This window comes from Enterococcus sp. DIV1096b, assembly GCF_050498765.1.
In the GTDB taxonomy this organism is placed as follows: Bacteria; Bacillota; Bacilli; order Lactobacillales; family Enterococcaceae; genus Enterococcus_D; species Enterococcus_D entomosocium.
The window spans coordinates 173,996-194,475 of the sequence record NZ_JBMHEK010000001.1 but is presented as its reverse complement, the minus strand read 5'-3'; the positions used below and the strand labels follow the sequence as shown (position 1 = coordinate 194,475).

Below are 20,480 nucleotides of genomic sequence, written 5' to 3'. Positions count from 1 at the left end.
TTTGCACTCTTAACTGCCTTGCCTTCATGACCGATAACTGTAAGACACTCGCTGTGTAAACTTCCCAAAAAACTGAAAGGCGTAGGTAAGTACGTATGAAATTCACATTAGATGAAACACAAAATAACCGTCTGCTCGCTGCTATTTTTCAAGAACTCGCTGTCATAGTCTTTGATCCGCAAAAAGAAGTTGTTTTCGCCAATGCCAACATGACTGATATCCTAGGGTACAGCCAAGAAGAAATCATTGGCTTGCCGCATCGGACCTTTTGTTTTGACCATTATGCTGCCAGTACGGATTACCAAGCTTTTTGGAATCAACTGCTGTACTCAAAGCAACGGTTTCAAGACAAAATCATCCGAAAAAACAAACAAGGAGAAAAACTGATTTTAGAAGGAATCTACTTTCCCGTCCTCGATGAGCAGCAAGAAGTCGTCAACGTCGTCAAAATCGCTTTTGACATTACCCAAAGAGAACAAGCCTTAGCGGTCACTATCAAAAAAGTGCAAGAAAGTGCTGCTTCCCTGACACGACTTTCTACCAACGGGCATCAGCAAGTCGATCATTTGTCAGAGAACTTGGCGCAAGTCAAACGGCTGTCTGATCAAAATCAAGCAACGACCCATGCCTTAGAAATGGATAGCCAACAGGTGACAGCGGTGCTGCATGACATCGACCGCATTGCACAACAAACCAAACTGCTATCCTTCAACGCTTCCATCGAAACAGCACGGATCGGCGAACAAGCAGCTGGCTTTCGGGTAGTTGCCGATGAAATGCAAAAATTAGCCGAACAGACCAAGCAGTTGACCCAAACCATTGCCGCAACCATGCAAGCCATCAACCAACAAGCCTTAGTCGTGTTAGATAGTACCGAGTCGACGACTATGAAAATCAGTGATTCGCAAAAAAGTCTCGCTGCCGTTTTGCATTCTTACGACACGCTGCGAACGACGGCCAGTCTTTTAAACGATGAAGCCGAGTATTTAACAGAGACCAACAATGCTGAGTTGGAAACCACATGAAGTGAAAGAGAGCGCCGCTGTTTGCGACGCTCTCTTTGTTTTTTTGACCAATAAATTGATTCCCTATTTGATTTCATCGATACTCAGCACTAGCCAGTCTCCCACTCTTGCAGCAACTGCTGTAATTCTTGCAAAAATGATTGGGTCGCAAAGCCCAATGCTTGAAGAGGAACACGATATTCCTGTTGAATCACCAAAAAGCTACTAAACATTTTATGCTGGACCTCAAAACCGAGGTTTTTCCAAACAATCCAGGAAAAACTGACTATTCGTTTTTCTTTCTTTTCGTACGTGCACAAATACACTCGTTCAACGCCAAAAAGCAGTCCCGCATTCGCTTTCTTGCCAGTCATCTTTGACGTTAGCAACGCAAGAGGGGTCTCCGTTTCAGGCACTTGAAAACTAGCGAGGACTTGTCTTTGCCATTGCCTTGGTAGCACTTGTCTTTCTCCAGAAAAATAGAACAAAAAATTTTGTTTTTGAAAAAAAGCATTCAAACGATTTTGCCGCTGGTTGCGCTGATGGATGGGCGCCCTTTGAATCGGAGACGCCTGGTTTCTTGACGTTAGTTTTGGCTGCTCTTGTCCAACGAAAACGTCGGCTGATGGTGCGTTTTCCCTAAGAGCAGCAGATGGCAGACTGATTTTCTTCAAAAGAGCCGCCAGCTGGGTCAGCGCAAGCTGTTTGTCCGTCAGGGGACTGGACTGGGCAATTTTGGCGTGGTCAAAGGGCAATTTGATCACCATTTTCCCACGACAATACAGACAAATCGCCGTGCCGACACCCCAGTTTACTTCTAGTTCCCCTAAACAATGGGGACATTGAATGGGAATGATATCCATGAGATCATCCTTTCGTTTTGATGCATCGATCAGAGCTATTCGTTGTAAAAATACGGATCGCATTCCAGCTGACAAACGCCAGCAGCATGACAAAAGACAAGCCGTAGAAGCCAAAATACCAAACCAATATTGCTAAGAAGAGAATCAATGCGAATTCATACGCCATATTTTCCAGACCACTGTAAAATACTGTCTTTCGGACGAGTTTCTTTTTTCGGGCTTCAAATGTCTGCAAAATAGCTATTTGATTTGCCTGTGGCTGACTGAGTGCTTGATTCAGATCCTTTTTAAACTTTTTATGTTCTTTAAAGAAGTTGATTTTTTGCGTAATCAAAAAAAATGAAACTACTAGCCAAATGACAAAAAGCACGATCGATGTGCCAATCAAACTAAAGGCAACGGCAGGCATTAAAAATCCACCAAAAATAAAATTTAAAAGGGTCCCTGAAATTATTCCGAATGAAAAAAAGGTATAGCAGAACTGCCATAGGACACTGCTGGTCTTCGAAAAACTTTTTTTCACTTGCACCAGCTGTTCACATTCAGGGAGCTGGGTTGGAAAAAGGCGTTCAGCATCGGTGCCATCAGCCACGAAAGAATAGGTTTGGTTTCCGTATTTGAATTCGCCAATGTAATAAGGAAAATACAGTTTTTCCGTATCACATTGTTTCGGAAAAAGAGTCAGTTGAACCTCATTGGCAACATCTGCTCCCACCAAATGGTCTTTGGCTTTTGCTTCAAAGACTTCCATTAGATGGGTATCAGAGAGTGCCGCTTCTCTGGAAATATCAAAGGGCAGCACCTGAACGCCTTGGCTAAGTGCCGAAAACTGCTGCATATCCGTGCAATAGGCGGCTCCTTTTTGAAGATGCAGCGGCAGCTTACCATTGATACTGTAATCCGCTTCTTTTTGGGTATCTGTAGGGAAATATTCATTGAAAATTGTTGTATTCCCGCTGTTATGTAAAGAAATGTCGGCAGTAATGCGCCCACTCCCCCTCTGCTGTTCCTCGTGGACATAGCTCCCTCTCACTTGAGCATCATAAGCAATTTGAAAATAATACATCGGGATAAATACACGTTTTAGATGAACCATCTCTAGCTCAAAAAAGATACTTTCCGAGATGGTGTCTTGCCATGCTAGTCTATTTTTCAACGCCGCTTCACATGCCTTTTCATCATAGGCAAACGGATAAAATCCTTCTTTGACGGTCCCTTGAATGCGTGACAACTCTTTCAGCGAGACGACTTGTTTTGTTTGTTCCTGTTTTTTTTGTTCTGGTTTGATCAACAGCTCATTCAAGCAATACTGACAGACTGCTTTTCCTGAGTCCCAATCAACTTCTAGACGCCCTAAGCAACTGGGGCATTGGATTTGTGTGATTTTCATTTTTTCTCCTTTTTTATGAATCATTTTTTTCAACAAGATGGCTTATCAAAAAAACCGACGAATGTTCCAAATAATATTCCAAATAAGGGTAGCGATCACGACCACATAAGCGAGCGTATCGAGCCATTCATAAAATTTCCTGATTCTTGCAAGGTGCTTCCCACGCTTCTCGTAGTTTGCTAACAAAGCTGCCCCGGTCGTTTTCTTACCTAATAATTCTCTTTGGCACTCATCTCTAAATTTTTGGGCTGTTTTGAGGTACTGTTCTTTTAGAAAGTGCAACACTATCCCCGATACTATCCAATAGACGGCAGTTGGCAGGGAACTCATGACAATCCCCCCTATGACAGCTCTGAACACTCTTCCTAAAGGGATCCATTCAGAAATGAATAGCGCCAAGATCATCAGGAGCACACCTAACGTAAAAAAGAGTACGGAGGACCAGCCAAAAACCTTACGAGCTTTTGAAAAATTCGCAACCGTTTGATAGGTAGCTTGGCACTGTGGGATAATCGGCAGCTTCATTCGGTCAGGATCTTTGCCGTCGATCGCAAATTCAAAGGATTGCTCTTGGTACTTGAAGGTGCCCATATACAGGGGAAAGTAGAGCTCTTCTGTAGCACAGCTGATCAGGGAAAGATTTAGGTGCAGCTCTTTTAGATGATCGGCAGATTCTTTCTTCTGGATCACCGCATTCGCATGAGCTCTCAATTCCGCTTGTTTTTCAGAACCAAAGAGCGCCTGCTCTTGCTCAATATCAAAGGGAAAAACATGAATAGCATGTGCTGAGACTAGCTGTTGAAATTCCTTTTGATCGGTATTAAAGTGCGGTTTTCTTTTCATTTCATCATTGACCTCAAAGCTCTGAGGAATTTCTTGTTCGATCACCTCCGAACTGCCGCATTGATAGAGTATGACCGTCTCATCTGGATGGTCGCCGCGCTTCTTTTCCCACGTGGTCGTATGCGAGCCGTCCCAAGCAATGGAATGGGTATCGTAGCCAAAGGCCCCCTCCCAGTGCATCGTATAGGTCACCTGAAATTCATAAATCGGAATAAAATATCGTTTTACCTCGCTGACTTCAAGATGAACGACAATGTCCTCAGGAACTGATTCCTGTTGGATCAGCCATTTTTTCAAGGCATTTGCTACCTCGTCTTCATTAAAGGTAAACGAATAAAACCCTTCTTTGACTTCTTGAAAAACTACGGGAGCTTGTTCATTCGAAGCTTCTTTCGTTTGTTTTGGCGGCGAATGTAGGACTGACTTAGTTAAGCAATACTGGCAGACTGCTTTTCCTGTCTCCCAGTCAACGGTTAACTGACCCAAGCAGCTGGGACATTGGATTTGTGTGATTTTCATTGCTTCTCCTTTTGCACATACTGATTTTCTTATCAATGAAGTGGCTTGGTTGCAAGTGAGGGGGAATATCTTTTTTATGGTGTTATTTGGGGGAAAGAACAAAAGGAAACTGCTGATTTGCAGATGTTTGCTCGTTTCAATCCTTTTGGTTCAAGCATCTGTTTCTAGTGATAAAGCAAACAAGTGTATTGGTATCAAGTGCCTTTTTGGAAAAGGCAACCCAAACACAAAATAGTTCTTTATGTATCATTTTATAACAAAAAATAAGGTAAATCTATTTATTATTGATAAAAAATAAATATTGATTGACGATTAGTCCTCCCTACTACTCTCATCACTATTGATGCCAGTTATTAATGGCGGATAAGTTAGGAAAAATGTTATAATTAAACTATTCACAAGAAAGGAAATGGAAAAAGTTATGGAGATATTTATTTTTGTTATTGGTTTTTTAACAATGGTTGTAAGCGGAATCTTTTTTGTTCTTAGTTTGATCAAGAAAAAGCCGCTTCGCAACAAAATCGTTATTTTTATGGGTGGTTTTCTCTTATTGATTGGCGGAGCACTAATGACTCCAGCAGCAACACCGGAGCTTCACGTAGATGAAGCAGAACTGGTTACGAATGAGCAAGGTGAAGCAGTGATCACTGGGCAAACCAATCCAGAAGCGCAACTGACGATCAACGGGGTGGAGGTTTCGCTGGCGGACGAAACATTTTCTTACACCGTGCAACTTGAAGATGAAGAGGAACAGGAATTTACTCTCCAAGCCTCAATGGGTGGAAGCACCAAAGAAGAAGTCGTCACCGTCAAACCTTCTCGCGCATTTCTAGCGAATTTACAAGCTGAAAGACAAGAACAAGCAGCACTCGAAAAAGCTGAGACGGCACTGGCGCTTGCCGAAACCCAGCCAAACCAAAAGAATTATGACGAAGCCGTGACGCTGATTCATGCTTTAAGTAAAACCTACGAAAATTTTGCTACCCGGCTAGCTGTAGTTGAAGAACACCTTGCCATCGGCAAAGCCCTTGATACCGCTGAAGCTTCTCTTGAGCGCAAGGATTTCGATCAGGCAAAAGAATTGGTCGCACAAGCGGTGTTGAACAAGGAAACGTTTGAAAGTCGGTTATCCACTGTAGAAACTAAGATTTCTGAGAAAGAAGCAGAAGCACTCGTTGCAGAAGCTGTCCAAGCGGTGGAAGCGGCAGAGGCGGAGCCGACAAAAGATACCCTTGCTCGTGCAGAAGATGCTGTCGCTCGTCTCAAGACCCCCGATGAGGAATTAGCTACTCGAACAAAAACAGTGGCGCAAACGATCGCTGCCAACGAACAAGCAGCCGCTCAAGCCAAGGCGGAGGAAGAACGGCAGGCAGCCGCCGCTGTGCCAGAACAAAGTCAGCCAGTCGCTGCTAGCAATCAAGCCCAAACGTCGGTCCTCGTTACACCAACAGGTTCGAAATATCATACGAGAAAATGCGGCAACGGTACCTACACGCCTGCCACTTTAGCAGAAGCGCAAAGTCGCGGACTTACTCCTTGCGCAAAATGTTTTCCGTAATAGCCACTAAATTTTACAACAAAAAAAGACAAACCTCATTTTTGTCTAAGGTTTGTCTGCAGTCTAAAGCGGTTGTCTCGTCGGAGGCAGCTGCTTTTTTGTCACTTGCTATTTCTCATCGTAAGAAAACTCGTACTCGTTTTGTTCATCATCGATCAGACGCTTGTCATTGTTGTCCACCATTTTGAATACTTTCTCAAAATCATCGCCAGTCATGCGCACTTCCTTTTTCTCTTGATCAATGATCACTTGGGCATTTGTCACTTCAAAGGTGTGCATAGTGCCGATGTCTGCCGCAGTCAGTGCTTTGCTTTTGGGAAACTCTGCTTGCAGTGTTTCGTTGATCTGCACTAATTGCGCCTCTTGTTCTTCTACCAAGTCCGCAGGTTCCTGATTCGGATCGACCAAAAAACTCAGCGTTTTATTGACGGTGAGCTTTCCATCTTCCAAAACGTACAAGGCATTTTGTTGATGACTGTTGCTATTGGTCAATACTTGATTTGTAGCTGCAGAGTCAACCCCTGAGCGGCTACAGCTTGCCCCAAAAAATAGCACCGCCAAACAAACGGTAGCAAACATTCTTCTACCTAACTTGCTTTTCGTTTTCATTTTTCCCCTCCTCGTTGTCCCTAAGTACCCTTCTTTCATGATTTTTCGCAAACCCGTGGGTTTGTGTTTCCTGTCAAGTTGAGTTATTTTCAGTATAGCATAAACAATTTGCTTTTATAGCTTTTTTTTATAATGAGATTAATTTCACGCGCAAAAAAACCAACCTTGTCGAGACAAGATCGGCTTTCTTTAGGATTGATTCATTGAGATCTTTGAACGTTCTCGCTGGGATATGATCGCTGCCTATTGTCCAATTAGTCCGACAACAAGCCCTAAAACGATCACTCCTAGAAACCCATTCACAAGGTGCAGCCCAACTAATTTACGGGACTGTCCCGAGTAAACAGCCATCACGAAGGTGGCGACCCCATACACCCCTAGCCACAATAAGCAAGCGACTTGCAAGGAGGTCATCAGCCAACCATCATGATCGAATGTTGCAAACCAATAGACGACTTGATAGGTCGCTGCCGATAAGAGAATCCCACCAACAATCGTGCCGCCAAAGGTAAAGAGCATGTCACCGGTCGTCATCTGCTGACCGTCCATCTTCTCTGCCATTCCTGATTCTTTCGCCCAAAACTTGCCCCACTTATGCATCGGGTTGTAAAGCAGACTTTCCACCACAACCCAGCTGAGGGTGCCGAAAATCAATGTCCAAAAATTAACCATTTTCGTTTTCTCCTATACTTTATTTTTAGCCATGTTCCTGAGAAGCGAAAAAATAGCCAAGCGGGCTGTTCCTTCTCCATCAGTTTATGCCTTAAGGGAAGGTTCTTCAACTTTTTCCACTGGTGTCCCCTATTTTTCGATGGTTCCAATAAAAACTAAGAAAAATGATCGTATACAGCAATGCGGTGAAACCTGTAACCGCTAATGGGTTAGTGATCAAGATACCGGCAAACAGCAAAAGCAACGCAAGGATCGCCCCGCCCAAAAAAATCGTATAGCCCATTTTCTTCTGCTTGCGTACCAAAACAAACGCCGCCACACTGATCAACAACCAAATCAGTAATACAGTATACGACAGGGAGCCTGCCAGATAATTGAAGAGTTTGTCGCCTAAAAAGTAAGAAAGAACGACTCCAAGATATAAAGTACCGCTGCAAAACATGATCGCTCGTTGGGGCACGCTGTTTTTATTCAGCATCGTGAAACGGCTTTTTTTCTGGCCATTGTTGCTTAACCGGAAAAACAACGTTCTTGAAGAAGCATAGACCCCAGAATTGATGGAGGAAAACAAGGCCAAAATGATCACTAAATTAACGATGTCGGAAGCAAAAGGCACATGGATTTTTTGAAACACCATTACAAAGGGACTGACATTTGGATCTGCTAATTGATTCCACGGATAAATGATCAGTAAAAGAAACATGGGAATGATGTAAAAAGCGGCAATCCGAGTCATTACTCCTTTGATTGCTTGAGGGATCGCTTTTTTTGGATTTTCTGCTTCACTAATCGTGATGGCTACTAACTCAGAACCGCCATACGAATAGATTACGACCAATAAAGAATTGATAAATCCTTTGAGACCGTGAGGGGCAAAACCACCATAGTCTGTCATTTGTCTCATCGTCGGTAAAAAGCCCAGATCAAAGACTTGCGTGGCAACCAGATAGAGACCCACCAAGATCAGCACAATCACCACACTGATTTTGGCCCACGAAAGCCAGTATTCCGTTTCTGCAAACAAGCGGACCGAAAACAAATTGATGATGGTCGTGAGTAGTGCCAAAATCAAAACAAAGATCCAAGCTGGAATATTGGGAAACCACAGCTGCAAAAAGCTTGCGGCAGCAACTGCTTCGGCGATGATGTTGATCATCCACATTGACCAGTAGATCCAATCAATGAAATCAGCTGTATGCAAGCCAAGATACGGCTGGACTAAGCCCGAAAGGCCATGTTGTTTTTGGTCAGATAAAACCAACTGTCCCAGTCCTGTCATGACGACAAATAAGATCATCCCACAAAAAATAAACGCTAGCAAGACCGCAGGCCCCGCTAACTGGATCGCTTCCCCACTGCCTTTGAATAGGCCGGCACCGATTGCGCCACCTAGTGCCAACATAGTGATGTGTCTGGTTTTCATCTGTTTTTTTAATTGATTTTTTTCTGTCATACGTTCCTCCTCGAAAACCGTTGATCCTTCATACACGGTGATTCTCTCACTGTTGCTATTTTTAATTATATGAATGATTTTTTTTAACTACCTCATAGAGAATACCAGACGTTTCTACTATTGCAACTAAGAATTGAAAAAATTATCTATTTTTTCTGAAAATTCTATCATCCTCTAATCTTTTTCACCCAAATCAAATCTTGGCGAACTTTTCTTTAGGTGAAGGTACTAAAAAAGCCATCTCCCAACATGTGGGAAATGACTTTCTGTCCGTTTCTTCAAGCAGGCTCGATGATCAATGGGTCGTAACCAACTCGTCTTTGATAGCGTCAGGGAGATCTTGCTCGGTCACCTCTTGATACGACTCCACATGTTTGCCCTTTGCATCAAGCTCTAGGTAGGCATTTTCTTTTAATTTTTGTGGTGCCCAAAACGTGATTTTTATTTTTTGTCCATCTTCATTGATTCCTTCTTGCGTATATTCATAGGCATCATGTTCTTGCGGCACGCCATACTCATCGGATGTTTTGACATAAACCTTTTTCTCCGGTACGAAAGGATTGAAACGATCCACCAGCTGAACCAGTTCGCTGGAATCATCTTTCGTAAAATAAGACCATGTAACCAATGTGACGGTCCCGATCGTTAACACGAGCAGGATCATACTAATTGCTTTTTTCAAGTGATTGTCCTCCGTTTTTTCTATCTACCTTCAGTATAAAAAAACAAGCGATAAATATAATCAAACTTAAGACGTATTTTTCCGTCGGTCATTGTGACTAAGGTATCAATGGAATATTTCCTGCTTTTTCCACCTAAATGTATAGACAAACAACTAAGTTACTCCTACAAAAACGTCCCTTCTCACAGGAAGACCAGACTGTTTAATAAGTATCGTGATTTTTCATTCTTTGTAGTAAACTAAACTGCAACAACTTACTTTTAAATACTCATGATTGAAAACTATAGAAAATCGAGGTGTCCCATGCTAGAAATCAAACTGATCGATCAAGAACACCAAGCTGATATCCGCTTGAAAAACGAACCCTTCTCCTTATGGGGGAAAATGCTGCCGTCTTATAATGAGGGCAACTGGCAGTACACGATCTGTAAATTTGCACCTGAAGACATTCAGACGATGCGTTTCCCAGATGAAAATTATTGCTATGATGAAATGAGCCGAAACAGTCTGTTTATCGGTGCTTATGATGATGGAAAATGCATCGGCTTAGCGATCGTTCAAGACGCTTTTTTCAAGTATCTGTACCTCTATGACTTAAAGGTCAACACAGACTACCGCAAGCAAGGAATCGGTCAACTGTTGATCCAACAGGCACTGAAAGCGGCCCTTGCCAAAGACTATCGCGGCATCTATACACAAGCGCAGGACAACAATCCTTCTGCCTGTCTGTTTTACTTGCGAGCAGGCTTTCGTATCGGAGGCCTGGATACAGAGGTGTACAACGGAACCAATCAGGAAGGCAAAAGTGACATTTTGTTTTATTTGGATGCAGCGGAAACGGCTGTCAAAAAATAGCTGAAAAAAGAAAAAAATTCCTCCTGCCAGATGGTACACTTAAGGCAACAATGTTTTGAAAGGTGAGGAAGAAGAATGTACGTAGGATTTGATATTGGCGGAACAAGTATTAAATATGGGGTTTTAGATGAAACCGGAGTGATCCTTGAAAAATCAGCGATCCCCACTAGCTATGAGCCAGCCCAGTTTTATCAGGATCTACTCACGATCATCGAAGATGCCCAGAGCCGCCACACGATTGATGGCATTGGGATCAGTGCCCCAGGGATCGTTCAAAAAGACGGCTTTATGTTAACGGCTGGAGCCATCAAATCGTTATATGGTGAAAATTTTAAAGCAGTCTTGGAAGCGCGTACAGGATTGCCGGTGGCGGTGGAAAATGATGCCAATGCAGCAGCGATTGCTGAAAAATGGATCGGGAATGCGCAAGAGGTAGCCAACTATTTGTGTCTTGTCCTAGGCACTGGTGTAGGCGGTGGGATCGTAATCAATAATCAAGTCTACCGAGGTGCTCATGGCATGGCTGGTGAATTTGGTTGGATGGTGATCGATCAGCTGCCAGAAGAAGGCAATATCGAGGAAAGTTCCATCAATAAAAAAACTGCCGTCGTGGGCGGCTTGATTCGCCTCTACAATTTATCTGGCGCAGCAGTTCCTGGCTTTGAACCCACCCAAGACGCCAAAGAGATTTTTGACCGCGCGCAGCAAGGCGAAGCATTGGCGTTGAAGCTGACGGACCAATTTCTAACGGATTTGTCTGTAGGGTTGATCAATTTGATCAGCTGTTTTGATCCAGAATTGGTATTGATCGGCGGCGGCATCAGTGCCAATCCTTATTTCTGGGAACGCCTGCAGGCTCGCTTGACGATCACGGAAACACGGCATGAAGCGATTAATTATTTGCGCGGACAAACCATCGCGCCTGTTCGTCCAGCGAAGCTAAAAAACGATGCCGGCTTGATCGGCGCAGTCTATCAGATCCACCAACAGCTGCACCGTTAAAAGTTCGGATATGCTATACTGGTGTAAATTGATTATCTAGGACAGCGAGGAACCAGCATGGCGCTTTTTGAACAATTAAACTTGAACAAGCTCTCTGCGGTAGAACAAGAAATCTACCGTTTTATCGTCAATCACTTAGAAAAGATCCCGTATATGCGTGTGCGCGACATTGCCGATGATGCTCATGTCTCTTCGACTTCGGTCTTTCGTTTTATTCAAAAAGTCGGCTTTCAGTCGTTTCCAGAATTTCGCTTCTATATCAAAAATCATTTAGAAAAAGCCCATTTTGACGCGCATCCTGAACACTTAGGTTTAGAAGCGCGCATCAAAGGCTTGAATATGCAGATCTTCCACCCTGATGCGGAATACCAAATACGAAAACTTGCCGAAGCGATGCGAGATGCCGATTTGATCTTATTTATGGGGATGGGGGCATCCGGTGCGATCGCGCAATACGTTGCCCGCAAGCTAGCCAGTCTCGGTTACTTTAGTATCAGCATTGATGAGCTGACCTACCCAATCAAAAGCTTTTTGCGAAAAGATCAAAAAAATGTTTTGGTTTTTCTGAGTGTCTCTGGTGAAACCAAAGAACTGATCGAAGTCATTACCGGTTTAGACAATCAAGCGATCGTGCAAAAATATTGCATTACCCCCAATCGGGAAAGTACGTTGGCACGCCTGTGCGATTATTCGATCGAGTATGCGATCAAAGAGGAACGCAAAGACATCTTTCTTGATTTGACTAGTCAATTGCCTTCAGTAGCGATTTTAGAAACACTGATCGGCTATTTACAAGATTATCGTTCCAACCCTTGATGGTTCAGTTTACTGAACCATCTTTTTTTGTAACACTGTGTTCCGGATGCGGAATTTTTTTCATTTCTTGAGAGATATGTACGGAATCCGTATCCGCTTACTTTTAGCCGCTTTCATTCGCTATAATGATGGCATCAATTAAGGAAAGGTGTTATTATTATGCAAAAATTCAATGACCTGTTAGACCGCTCGTTGGTACCAATCGCAACAAAGTTGAACAATCAACGCCACGTAGCAGCGATCCGGGATGCATTCATGCTGATTTTCCCACTGACCATCGCTTCTTCTCTCGTTATTTTGGTCAACAATATTTTATTTTCCAATGAAAGTTTCATCGTGCAATTATTTCAACTGAATCGACTTTTCCCGAATCTGGAAAGTGCCCAGCAAGTCCTAGCTTCCGTGGCGAACGGGACCATCAACATTATGAGTTTATTTATTGCGTTTCTTGTTGCTCAGCTTTTAGCCAAGCATTTCCAAGCAGATGCTACGCTAGTTGGTTTGACAAGTGTCGCTGCCTTTATGATCTTGTACCCGACCTCCTTTGCAGTAGATGATGTCAATGTGATCTCCACACAATATTTAGGCGCCCAAGGGTTGTTTGTAGCTATGATTGTGGCTTGTTTGGTCGGTGAATTCTTGCCGAAGCTTTTCAAAGTCAAACGACTGCAGATAAAAATGCCTGAAATGGTACCACCAGCAGTTTCTCGCTCCTTTTCTGGCATGATTCCGATCGTGATCATCGTGGCAGTCACTGCTTTGATCAATTTCTTAGTTTTGATGATCGCGCCAGAAGGCATCAATGAACTGATTTATAATGGGATCCAAAGTCCATTGCGGGATCTGGGGGGCAATGTCGTCGGTGTCTTGATCTTGGCGTTCTTGCAAACTACGTTGTTTGCGATCGGGATCCATGGACCAAATACTTTGAATGCGGTTCGTTCAGCGATTTTTACCGAACAGGACCTAGCTAACCTAGACTTTATCAACCAAGGCGGCTCCTTGTGGGATGTTCCTTACAAAGAAACTTGGGGCGTTTTAAATGATATGTTCGCAAATATGGGCGGTACTGGTATGACATTGGGCTTGATCATTGCGATTTTCATCGCCTCAAAACGTCCAGAACAACGTGAGATCGCTAAAATGTCCTTAGTTCCAGGAATTTTCCAAATCAATGAGCCGATGATCTTCGGTCTACCGATCGTCTTGAACCCAATCATGATCATTCCGTTTATTTTGACGCCAATGGTCAATATTTTAGTGGGTTATTTTGTCACTGTTGTCTGGCCGATCATGCCGACCCCAGCGATTGGGGTACCATGGACGACCCCCGGAATCATTAATCTCTTTTTAGGAACTGGAGGAAATGCGATCGCTGCGGTTGTCGGTGTCGTTTGTCTTGCGATTTCGGTCTTAATCTATTTGCCATTCGTGATCGCCTCTAACCGTTCCCAAAAAGTAGAATTATAAGCAAACGAATGAGTCGAGGAGGAATGAAATTTATGTCCGCAAAAATGCCAAAAGATTTTTTATGGGGCGGCGCGATCGCTGCCCATCAAGCGGAAGGCGCTTGGAATGTTGCTGGCCGTGGAATGAGTACCGCTGATGTTATGACGGCCGGTGGCAACGGTATTCCCCGTAAAATCACCAAAGGCGTCATTGAAGGAGAGTATTACCCAAACCATGAAGCCATTGACTTTTATCACCGTTACAAAGAAGATATCCAGTTATTCAAAGAGCTGGGCTTGAAATGTCTACGGACATCGATTTCTTGGAGTCGGATCTATCCAACTGGAACAGAAGAAGAACCAAATGAAGCCGGTCTCCAATACTACGATGATCTTTTCGACGAATTGCAGGCAAACGGCATCGAACCCGTAATCACTTTGTCCCACTTTGAAATGCCTTATGCCCTCTATGAAGAATTTGGCGGGTTTGCTAACAAAGAAGTGATTCCCCTCTTTGTCAAATTCGCCAAGACTGTTTTTCAACGGTATCGTGACAAAGTAACGTATTGGATGACCTTCAATGAGATCAATAATCAAGCAGATGGGCAAGAGCCGCTGCACGTTTGGACCAATTCTGCCATGATCATCGAGGATGACAGTCAAAAAGAAGCACTCGTCTTTCAAGCGGGCGTCAATGAGTTGATTGCCAGTGCGGCAGCCGTGATCGAAGGCAAAAAAATCAATCCAGAGTTTCAGATTGGCTGTATGATGGCCTATGTCCCAGTCTACCCCTACTCTTGCGCACCCGCTGATTTGATGGCATCCGTCAAAGCCAATGAACGGCGCTATTTTTACAGTGACGTCCATGTACGAGGCAAGATCCCAACCTATGTGCAAAAATATTGGGCGAAAAAAAGCATCACGATTGAGATCACGCCCGAGGAACAAGCGCTATTAAAAGCGGGAACCGTTGATTATATTGGGTTCAGCTATTACATGTCAGGAACGATCTCAACCCTTGATGAAGTGGCTGGCACACCAACTGAGGATATCCCGGGAGCAAAAATCGTGAGTAATCCTTATATCAGTGCTTCTGATTGGGGCTGGCCTATCGATCCAGTCGGGTTGCGCTATGTGTTAAATACGATCTATCAACGCTATGACTTGCCGCTATTTATCGTAGAAAATGGCTTTGGTGCTTACGATCAATTAACCAATGAACAGCAAGTCCATGATGACTACCGCATCACTTACCTGAAAGAGCATATCGAACAGATGGAAAAAGCGGTGGTTGAAGATGGTGTACCGCTATTAGGTTATACGCCTTGGGGGATCATTGATATCGTCAGCTTCGGCAGCGGCGAAATGGAGAAACGCTATGGCATGATCTATGTCGACAAAGACAATACCGGCAAAGGAACCTTGAATCGTTTGAAAAAAGATTCCTTTGCGTGGTACCAGCAAGTAATCGCCTCTAATGGTGAAACGCTCTAATTACTGCTTCCATGACTAACACAAAAACCGCCCCCTCGTTTCGCCATCCTCCTTTTTACATTAGGAGCCTGGCAACGAGGGGGCGGTTTTCTTATTAAAGAGGTGCGCCATTGCGAGGATGCTTTTCTTATCATCACTAAACACTACCTCGATGCTGTGGTACACTATAGCTATTCATTTACTTTTACGTTAAGGAGGAACTGCATGAAGCCGATATTTCGTCCGATCCAATCTCAAGATGATGCGCCATTAGCTGCTATCATTCGCAAAAGCTTGACCAACCACCAGTTGGCGGTTCCAGGAACTGCCTATTTTGATCCCGAGTTAGACCACTTAAGTGAATTTTATGCAGCAGATCCTGCTAGCCGCCATTATTTTGTCGTCACCGATGAATCGGGTACCCTTTTAGGCGGCGGTGGTCTTGCCGCTTATGATTCAGAAGGGCAAATCGCCGAGCTGCAAAAATTTTATCTTAGTGATGCCGCCAAAGGGCAGCGTCTCAGCTATCCCCTGCTGGCGAAGATCGAGGCCAAAGCTTTTGAACTAGGCTATCGGCAACTCTATTTAGAATCCCATCATTCTTTAGAAGCTGCCTTGCATGTCTATCAAAAAGCCGGCTATCGCGCATTGTCCCAGCCACTATTGGCGGCACAGCATACCACGATGGATCGCTTTTATGTGAAAACACTCGTTGAAGAAAACGAATAGAACAGCAGCCATTCCTTGATCGCTAGGAATGGCTGCTTTTCCGTTATCCTTGTCCATAATAAGCATGTTCGCCATGCTTGCGGAAATAATGTTTATCCAGCAAATAATCAGCGATCGGTGTTCGCTCTAAGGTCAAAGCTTCGGTACCTAGTGCCATTTCTGCAACCTCTTCTAAAACAATACTATTGCTGACCGCTTGTTCCGCAGATTGCCCCCAAGTAAAGGGACCGTGTCCCGCTGTGAGGACAGCTGGGCATGCAAGCGGATCTAATCCCCGCTTTTCAAACGTCTCGACAATGACTTTTCCGGTTTCTTTTTCATAGTCTGCCGTTACCTCAGAGGCCCGTAATGGTCGTGTACAAGGGACACTACCATAAAAAGTATCCGCATGCGTCGTTCCATATGCAGGAATGTCTCGCTGTGCTTGCGCCCATTTTACCGCATTTGTCGAATGCGTATGGACGATCGCCTTGACGCCTTCGAAGTGCTTATACAATAGCGCATGGGTTTTGATATCCGAGGAAGGCTTCAACGTCTTCGCCTCTTTCGGTGTTCCCGTTAAGTCGCAAACCACCATTGAATCAACCGTCATCTTCTGATAATCAACACCACTTGGTTTAATGACGATGATCCCTAAATCTCGATCAATCTCACTAACATTTCCCCAAGTCAGCTTTACTAGCCCTTCCTCAGGTAGTCTCTTATTGGCTTGATAAACTCGCTCTTTCATCAATTGAAGCTGATTGATCAAGGTAACCGACCTCCTTTAGTTTTGGTAATAAATATGCTTTGGCTTGTTCAATCTCCCCAATCGGGTCAGCGCTCGTCTCACTCCACATCTCGATGACAAAAGAACCGTTATAATTCAACCGCTTCAGCGTGCGTAAGCAGCCATCAAAATCAACACACCCAGTGCCAAACGGTACTTCTTTAAACTTTCCTCGAAACTTATCTGAGACCGCCAATGTATCTTTCAAATGAATCTGGGTAATCTCGCAAATGCCTTTTTCTAATTCATAACCGACATCATTTTCTGGCCAGGCCGACAGGTTCCCGACATCTGGATAGACTTGTAGATAGGGTGAAGGTATCTGCTCCTTGATCCGTAAATACTTTGAGATAGAATTCAGAAACGGATCATCCATGATCTCTAGTGACAAAACGACCCCCTTTTCAGACGCCCTGGCGACGGCTTCTTTTAGATTGGCAATGAACCATTCTCGGCTACAAAGACTTTTTCCCTCATAATACACGTCGTATCCGGCTAATTGGATGCAGCGAATACCCAAATCTGAAGCCAAGTCGATGGCTTTTTCCATCAGATGCATCGCGTGCTTGCGCTTTTTTTCATCGATCGAACCAAAGGGAAACCGCCGATGTCCACTGAGACATAAAGACAAGATTTTGATCCCCGAGTCATAGATTGCCTCGACGATCTCTTTGCGCTGTGCTTGGTTCCACTCTAGGCGTGCCAAGCGTTCATCGGATTCATCGATGGACATTTCAATGAAGTCGAAACCTCGGTCTTTGACAAACTGCAATCGTTCCGGCCAAGAAAGGGCTTTGGGTGTTGCTTTTTCATATAGACCGATCAAACTCATAGAAAACTACCCCCAAATCCGTAAAATCTCTTGCTTGAAATCAACTGCTGCTTGTTGCGGATCGTCAGCGGCAGTGATGCCTCGTCCTGTGATAAAGGTATACACATCAATGCCGGCAAACAGAGCCAACGTCTCGACGCTCAATCCTCCCGTGACGGACACTCGAAACCCCATATCGATCAATTTACGGACTTTCGTTAAATCTTTTTCTCCCCATGTTTCACCAGCTAACAATGCGTCACGACTTTGATGATAGATAGCTTGTGAGATGCCGGCATCTAGCCACTGCTGTGCTTGCTGGTAGGTCCAGTCACCATATAATTCTACTTGGATCTCAGCAATTTCTTTTGCCGCTGCCTTCATTGTTGGGATCGTTGCTGCACAAATCACGGTCATATAATCCGCGCCAGCTTGCTGGCAGTTTTTGGCGACCGTCCCACCGGCATCGGCACATTTTGTGTCTGCTACGATCAACTTCTCCGGATACATTGCTCGGAAACAGCGTAATACCTGTTCTCCTTCTTGCAACAATAAAATAGTCCCTGCTTCAATAATATCAACCACATCGCCGACTTTTTTGATATCTGCTAGTGCACTAGCTAAATCGGAGTGATCGCAAGCAATCTGTAGTTTTGGTATGCTCATGAAATTCCCCTCTCTTTTGTTTGACCAACCTTTTTGTTTTGCCACATCCTGTTACGCTGACTACTCCTTTGAAAGACCCGCTTCTCTGACCCGCTCAATGATTTCTTTTGGAGACATCACATTTTTGACCCCGATTACTGTTACGCCCTTTTCTTTTGCTTTATCGAACATATTGACAAAGTTCATTGGCGTAAAGACCACATCGTAATTCTTGGCGGTGCTTTTGCCTTCAGAAATCGCGCAGTGGTGGATAGAGGTGATTGTGATCCCTTCAGACTTCAAAGCTTTTTCAACACTCCGCATCATCATCAAACTTGTTCCTGATCCATTTGCACAAGATACTAATACTCTCATCGTTTTTTCCTCCTAAGAATTCATTATTTTTGTTTTTCTACATACGCATCGTAATCATCTACGATCAAGAAATATCCTTCTGGATCTCTGCGGTACTGCAATTGCGGAATCACTAATAAGATCACCACCACAAGAACCACACCAATGATGCCTAAGAATTTCATCAATACTGTAAAGAATGGCCAGACGGTCGCCCAGTCGAACATACCAAGATAGCCGCCATATTGGGACAATCCTACCCAAGTAGCGATCAAGGCCGAACCACCGATCTGAATGATGCCTGATAAGAATGGGAAAAGACAAGCCGCCTTGATACCTCCACGGTTGTTGGCAAAAACGGCAATCGCTGCATTATCAAAGAACAGTGGGATAAACCCGGCAATCACGATCGTTGGTGACCGGAACAAAATCAGTAAAGCAATCATTAAAAATTGTCCTAATGCACCGAATAAAAAGCCCACCGTCACAGCATTTGGTGAACCAAAGGCAAAGGTTGCCGCGATATCGATCCCCGGAACAGCACCTGGTAAAATCGTATTTGAGATTCCTTGAAATGACTCGGTCAATTCGGAAACGAAGGTGCGCACACCTAATTGAAGAATTGCTAAGTAGACGGCAAACATCAGTGATGTTTGTAAAATATAAAATAAGAAACTTTGTCCTTCTGCCATAAATCCTGCTGTTATTAAATAATCTTGTCCAAGTGTCACTAAAATGATACCGAAGAAAAAGAGCATCAGGATCGAAGTCGATACCATATTTTCATTGAAGACCGATAAAAAACCCGGTAGTTCGACATCTTCTAATTTCCGATTGGATTTGTTCTTTTTGAACCGTTCCGCAAGTCTCGCAAAGAAATAAACACCAAACATCTGTTGATGGGCAATCGCAAAACCAGCACCTTCCGTCAAATCTTGACAGATGCCCACGGTCAAATTGGAACCAACCGCCCAATAGCAGCCTAAGATCAAGCCCATGACAAGTAAGACTTCGATCCGACCCAAGTCTGGAAAACAAAATAGCAGTAACCAAAAGGCCGTTGCGGCTTGCTGTACTTGCACATTTCCAGTAGTAAAGACGGCCCGCAGCTTCGTATATTTTTTAAAGCGAACGAGTAAGATATTAAAAACAAAGGCAATCAATAATAAGAGCATCGTGTCACCAAAGGTGCGTCCGAATCGTTCTTCAATGCCGGCGGTGATCGCATTTTGACCAAAATACGGGTCAGTGACCATCGCATCTAATTCAAAACGCTCCTTAAGCCCCACCAAGATCGGACGGAAATTATTGACCAATCCACCAGAGCCAATCGTCAAAATCAAGTAACCAACGGTGGCTTTTAAGAAACCTGCGACACATTCAACAAACGGCCGTTTCAATAGTAAGTAACCGATCAGTACAATAAAACCGATCAAAAAAGCTGGCTGCATCAAAATATTCTGAGCAAAGTAATCCCAGCATCTCAATAAGAAATCTCCTACCACTTCCATCTAATCCCTGCTTTCTTTTTGGTCATATTTCTCCATCACCATTTCAAAATCTGCCATCGTTTTTACACCTAATAGATCTTCTACCAGCCCCTCTTCCATCAACATCTCTGATAAACCAGCGATATTGTTCATATGTGCTTCAGCGTTTTTGGCAGCGAGCATAAAGAACAACTGCGCCTCCTTGTCCGGATTATCTTCCTGAAACGAGACGGGCGCTGGAAAAATCGTCAGCCCGATCCCTGTTCCTAAGACGCCTTTGCTTTCTGCTGAAGAATGGGGCATGGCTACTTTGGGAATGATCACAATATAAGGACCGTATTGATGGACATCCCGAATGACATCTTCAATGTACTGATCCGTAATCAACGCCTTTTGCTTTAATCCTTCGCCACTCGCCCAGATAGCAGCTTCCCAGTCTTCGGGCTGTTCATGGTTGATTGCAACCAACTCATTTTCATAAAAATAACGCAGCAT

At 43.9% G+C, this 20,480-nt stretch carries 21 protein-coding genes; 8 read left to right on the top strand and 13 right to left on the bottom strand.

Annotated elements, in window-relative coordinates; genetic code table 11:
- Positions 1–95: 95 nt before the first annotated feature.
- Positions 96–1,025 (top strand): methyl-accepting chemotaxis protein, encoded by a 930-nt coding sequence (locus IGJ17_RS00910; RefSeq protein WP_429961026.1) that lies wholly within the window; start codon positions 96–98, stop codon positions 1,023–1,025.
- A gap of 89 nt (positions 1,026–1,114) precedes the next feature.
- Here IGJ17_RS00910 and IGJ17_RS00905 read toward each other — a convergent pair whose 3' ends face one another.
- The 3 genes from IGJ17_RS00905 to IGJ17_RS00895 are packed head-to-tail and all read right to left on the bottom strand — an operon-like array spanning position 1,115 to position 4,619.
- A complete protein-coding gene (locus tag IGJ17_RS00905) occupies positions 1,115–1,867 on the bottom strand; it encodes a hypothetical protein (RefSeq protein WP_429961025.1) in 753 nt (250 codons plus the stop codon).
- A 4-nt stretch (positions 1,868–1,871) separates the two neighbouring features.
- Positions 1,872–3,257: a hypothetical protein gene (locus IGJ17_RS00900; RefSeq protein ID WP_429961024.1), complete on the bottom strand. Its 1,386-nt coding sequence runs from the start codon at positions 3,255–3,257 to the stop codon at positions 1,872–1,874.
- Positions 3,258–3,302: 45 nt separating this feature from the next.
- Positions 3,303–4,619 (bottom strand): hypothetical protein, encoded by a 1,317-nt coding sequence (locus tag IGJ17_RS00895; RefSeq protein ID WP_429961023.1) that lies wholly within the window; start codon positions 4,617–4,619, stop codon positions 3,303–3,305.
- A 421-nt stretch (positions 4,620–5,040) separates the two neighbouring features.
- On the opposite strand from IGJ17_RS00895, the gene IGJ17_RS00890 reads away from it, so the two are divergent.
- A complete protein-coding gene (locus tag IGJ17_RS00890) occupies positions 5,041–6,177 on the top strand; it encodes a serine protease (RefSeq protein WP_429961022.1) in 1,137 nt (378 codons plus the stop codon).
- 108 nt (positions 6,178–6,285) lie between these two features.
- Here the strand turns inward: IGJ17_RS00890 and IGJ17_RS00885 are convergent, their stop codons facing one another.
- The 4 genes from IGJ17_RS00885 to IGJ17_RS00870 all read right to left on the bottom strand — a co-directional run bounded on the left by IGJ17_RS00885 (position 6,286) and on the right by IGJ17_RS00870 (position 9,575).
- Positions 6,286–6,786, bottom strand: a complete 501-nt coding sequence (locus IGJ17_RS00885; protein ID WP_429961021.1) for a hypothetical protein — start codon at positions 6,784–6,786, stop codon at positions 6,286–6,288.
- A gap of 243 nt (positions 6,787–7,029) precedes the next feature.
- On the bottom strand, positions 7,030–7,458 hold the full coding sequence (locus tag IGJ17_RS00880; protein WP_008376507.1) for a DUF1761 domain-containing protein: 429 nt from the start codon (positions 7,456–7,458) through the stop codon (positions 7,030–7,032).
- Positions 7,459–7,564: 106 nt separating this feature from the next.
- Positions 7,565–8,911, bottom strand: coding sequence for an amino acid permease (locus IGJ17_RS00875; RefSeq protein ID WP_429961020.1), 1,347 nt, complete (start codon positions 8,909–8,911; stop codon positions 7,565–7,567).
- 295 nt (positions 8,912–9,206) lie between these two features.
- Positions 9,207–9,575, bottom strand: a complete 369-nt coding sequence (locus IGJ17_RS00870; RefSeq protein ID WP_016619558.1) for a YxeA family protein — start codon at positions 9,573–9,575, stop codon at positions 9,207–9,209.
- Between the two features lie 321 nt (positions 9,576–9,896).
- Between IGJ17_RS00870 and IGJ17_RS00865 the strand changes: the two genes are divergently transcribed.
- The 6 genes from IGJ17_RS00865 to IGJ17_RS00840 all read left to right on the top strand — a co-directional run bounded on the left by IGJ17_RS00865 (position 9,897) and on the right by IGJ17_RS00840 (position 15,916).
- On the top strand, positions 9,897–10,448 hold the full coding sequence (locus tag IGJ17_RS00865) for a GNAT family N-acetyltransferase (RefSeq protein ID WP_086316757.1): 552 nt from the start codon (positions 9,897–9,899) through the stop codon (positions 10,446–10,448).
- Between the two features lie 75 nt (positions 10,449–10,523).
- Positions 10,524–11,450, top strand: coding sequence for an ROK family protein (locus IGJ17_RS00860; RefSeq protein WP_005232693.1), 927 nt, complete (start codon positions 10,524–10,526; stop codon positions 11,448–11,450).
- 57 nt (positions 11,451–11,507) lie between these two features.
- Positions 11,508–12,266 (top strand): MurR/RpiR family transcriptional regulator, encoded by a 759-nt coding sequence (locus IGJ17_RS00855; RefSeq protein WP_005232695.1) that lies wholly within the window; start codon positions 11,508–11,510, stop codon positions 12,264–12,266.
- A gap of 159 nt (positions 12,267–12,425) precedes the next feature.
- Positions 12,426–13,736: a PTS sugar transporter subunit IIC gene (locus tag IGJ17_RS00850; RefSeq protein WP_008376519.1), complete on the top strand. Its 1,311-nt coding sequence runs from the start codon at positions 12,426–12,428 to the stop codon at positions 13,734–13,736.
- Positions 13,737–13,768: 32 nt separating this feature from the next.
- The gene (locus tag IGJ17_RS00845; protein ID WP_142437312.1) at positions 13,769–15,208 is read left to right on the top strand and encodes a 6-phospho-beta-glucosidase; all 1,440 of its coding nucleotides are present in this window, start codon (positions 13,769–13,771) and stop codon (positions 15,206–15,208) included.
- 204 nt (positions 15,209–15,412) lie between these two features.
- Positions 15,413–15,916, top strand: coding sequence for a GNAT family N-acetyltransferase (locus IGJ17_RS00840; protein WP_005232701.1), 504 nt, complete (start codon positions 15,413–15,415; stop codon positions 15,914–15,916).
- Positions 15,917–15,959: 43 nt separating this feature from the next.
- Here the strand turns inward: IGJ17_RS00840 and araD are convergent, their stop codons facing one another.
- The 6 genes from araD to IGJ17_RS00810 are packed head-to-tail and all read right to left on the bottom strand — an operon-like array spanning position 15,960 to position 20,480.
- Positions 15,960–16,646, bottom strand: a complete 687-nt coding sequence (gene araD / locus IGJ17_RS00835; RefSeq protein WP_005232707.1) for an L-ribulose-5-phosphate 4-epimerase AraD — start codon at positions 16,644–16,646, stop codon at positions 15,960–15,962.
- Positions 16,618–17,517: an L-ribulose-5-phosphate 3-epimerase gene (locus IGJ17_RS00830; RefSeq protein WP_005232709.1), complete on the bottom strand. Its 900-nt coding sequence runs from the start codon at positions 17,515–17,517 to the stop codon at positions 16,618–16,620. The genes araD and IGJ17_RS00830 overlap by 29 nt, the downstream gene beginning before the upstream one ends.
- Positions 17,518–17,523: 6 nt before the next feature.
- A complete protein-coding gene (locus IGJ17_RS00825; protein WP_008376529.1) occupies positions 17,524–18,162 on the bottom strand; it encodes a 3-keto-L-gulonate-6-phosphate decarboxylase UlaD in 639 nt (212 codons plus the stop codon).
- A gap of 60 nt (positions 18,163–18,222) precedes the next feature.
- On the bottom strand, positions 18,223–18,516 hold the full coding sequence (locus IGJ17_RS00820; protein WP_005232713.1) for a PTS sugar transporter subunit IIB: 294 nt from the start codon (positions 18,514–18,516) through the stop codon (positions 18,223–18,225).
- 23 nt (positions 18,517–18,539) lie between these two features.
- Entirely contained in the window at positions 18,540–20,006 is a 1,467-nt protein-coding gene (locus IGJ17_RS00815) for a PTS ascorbate transporter subunit IIC (RefSeq protein WP_016611581.1), read from the bottom strand.
- Positions 20,007–20,480, bottom strand: coding sequence for a PTS sugar transporter subunit IIA (locus tag IGJ17_RS00810; protein WP_005232715.1), 474 nt, complete (start codon positions 20,478–20,480; stop codon positions 20,007–20,009).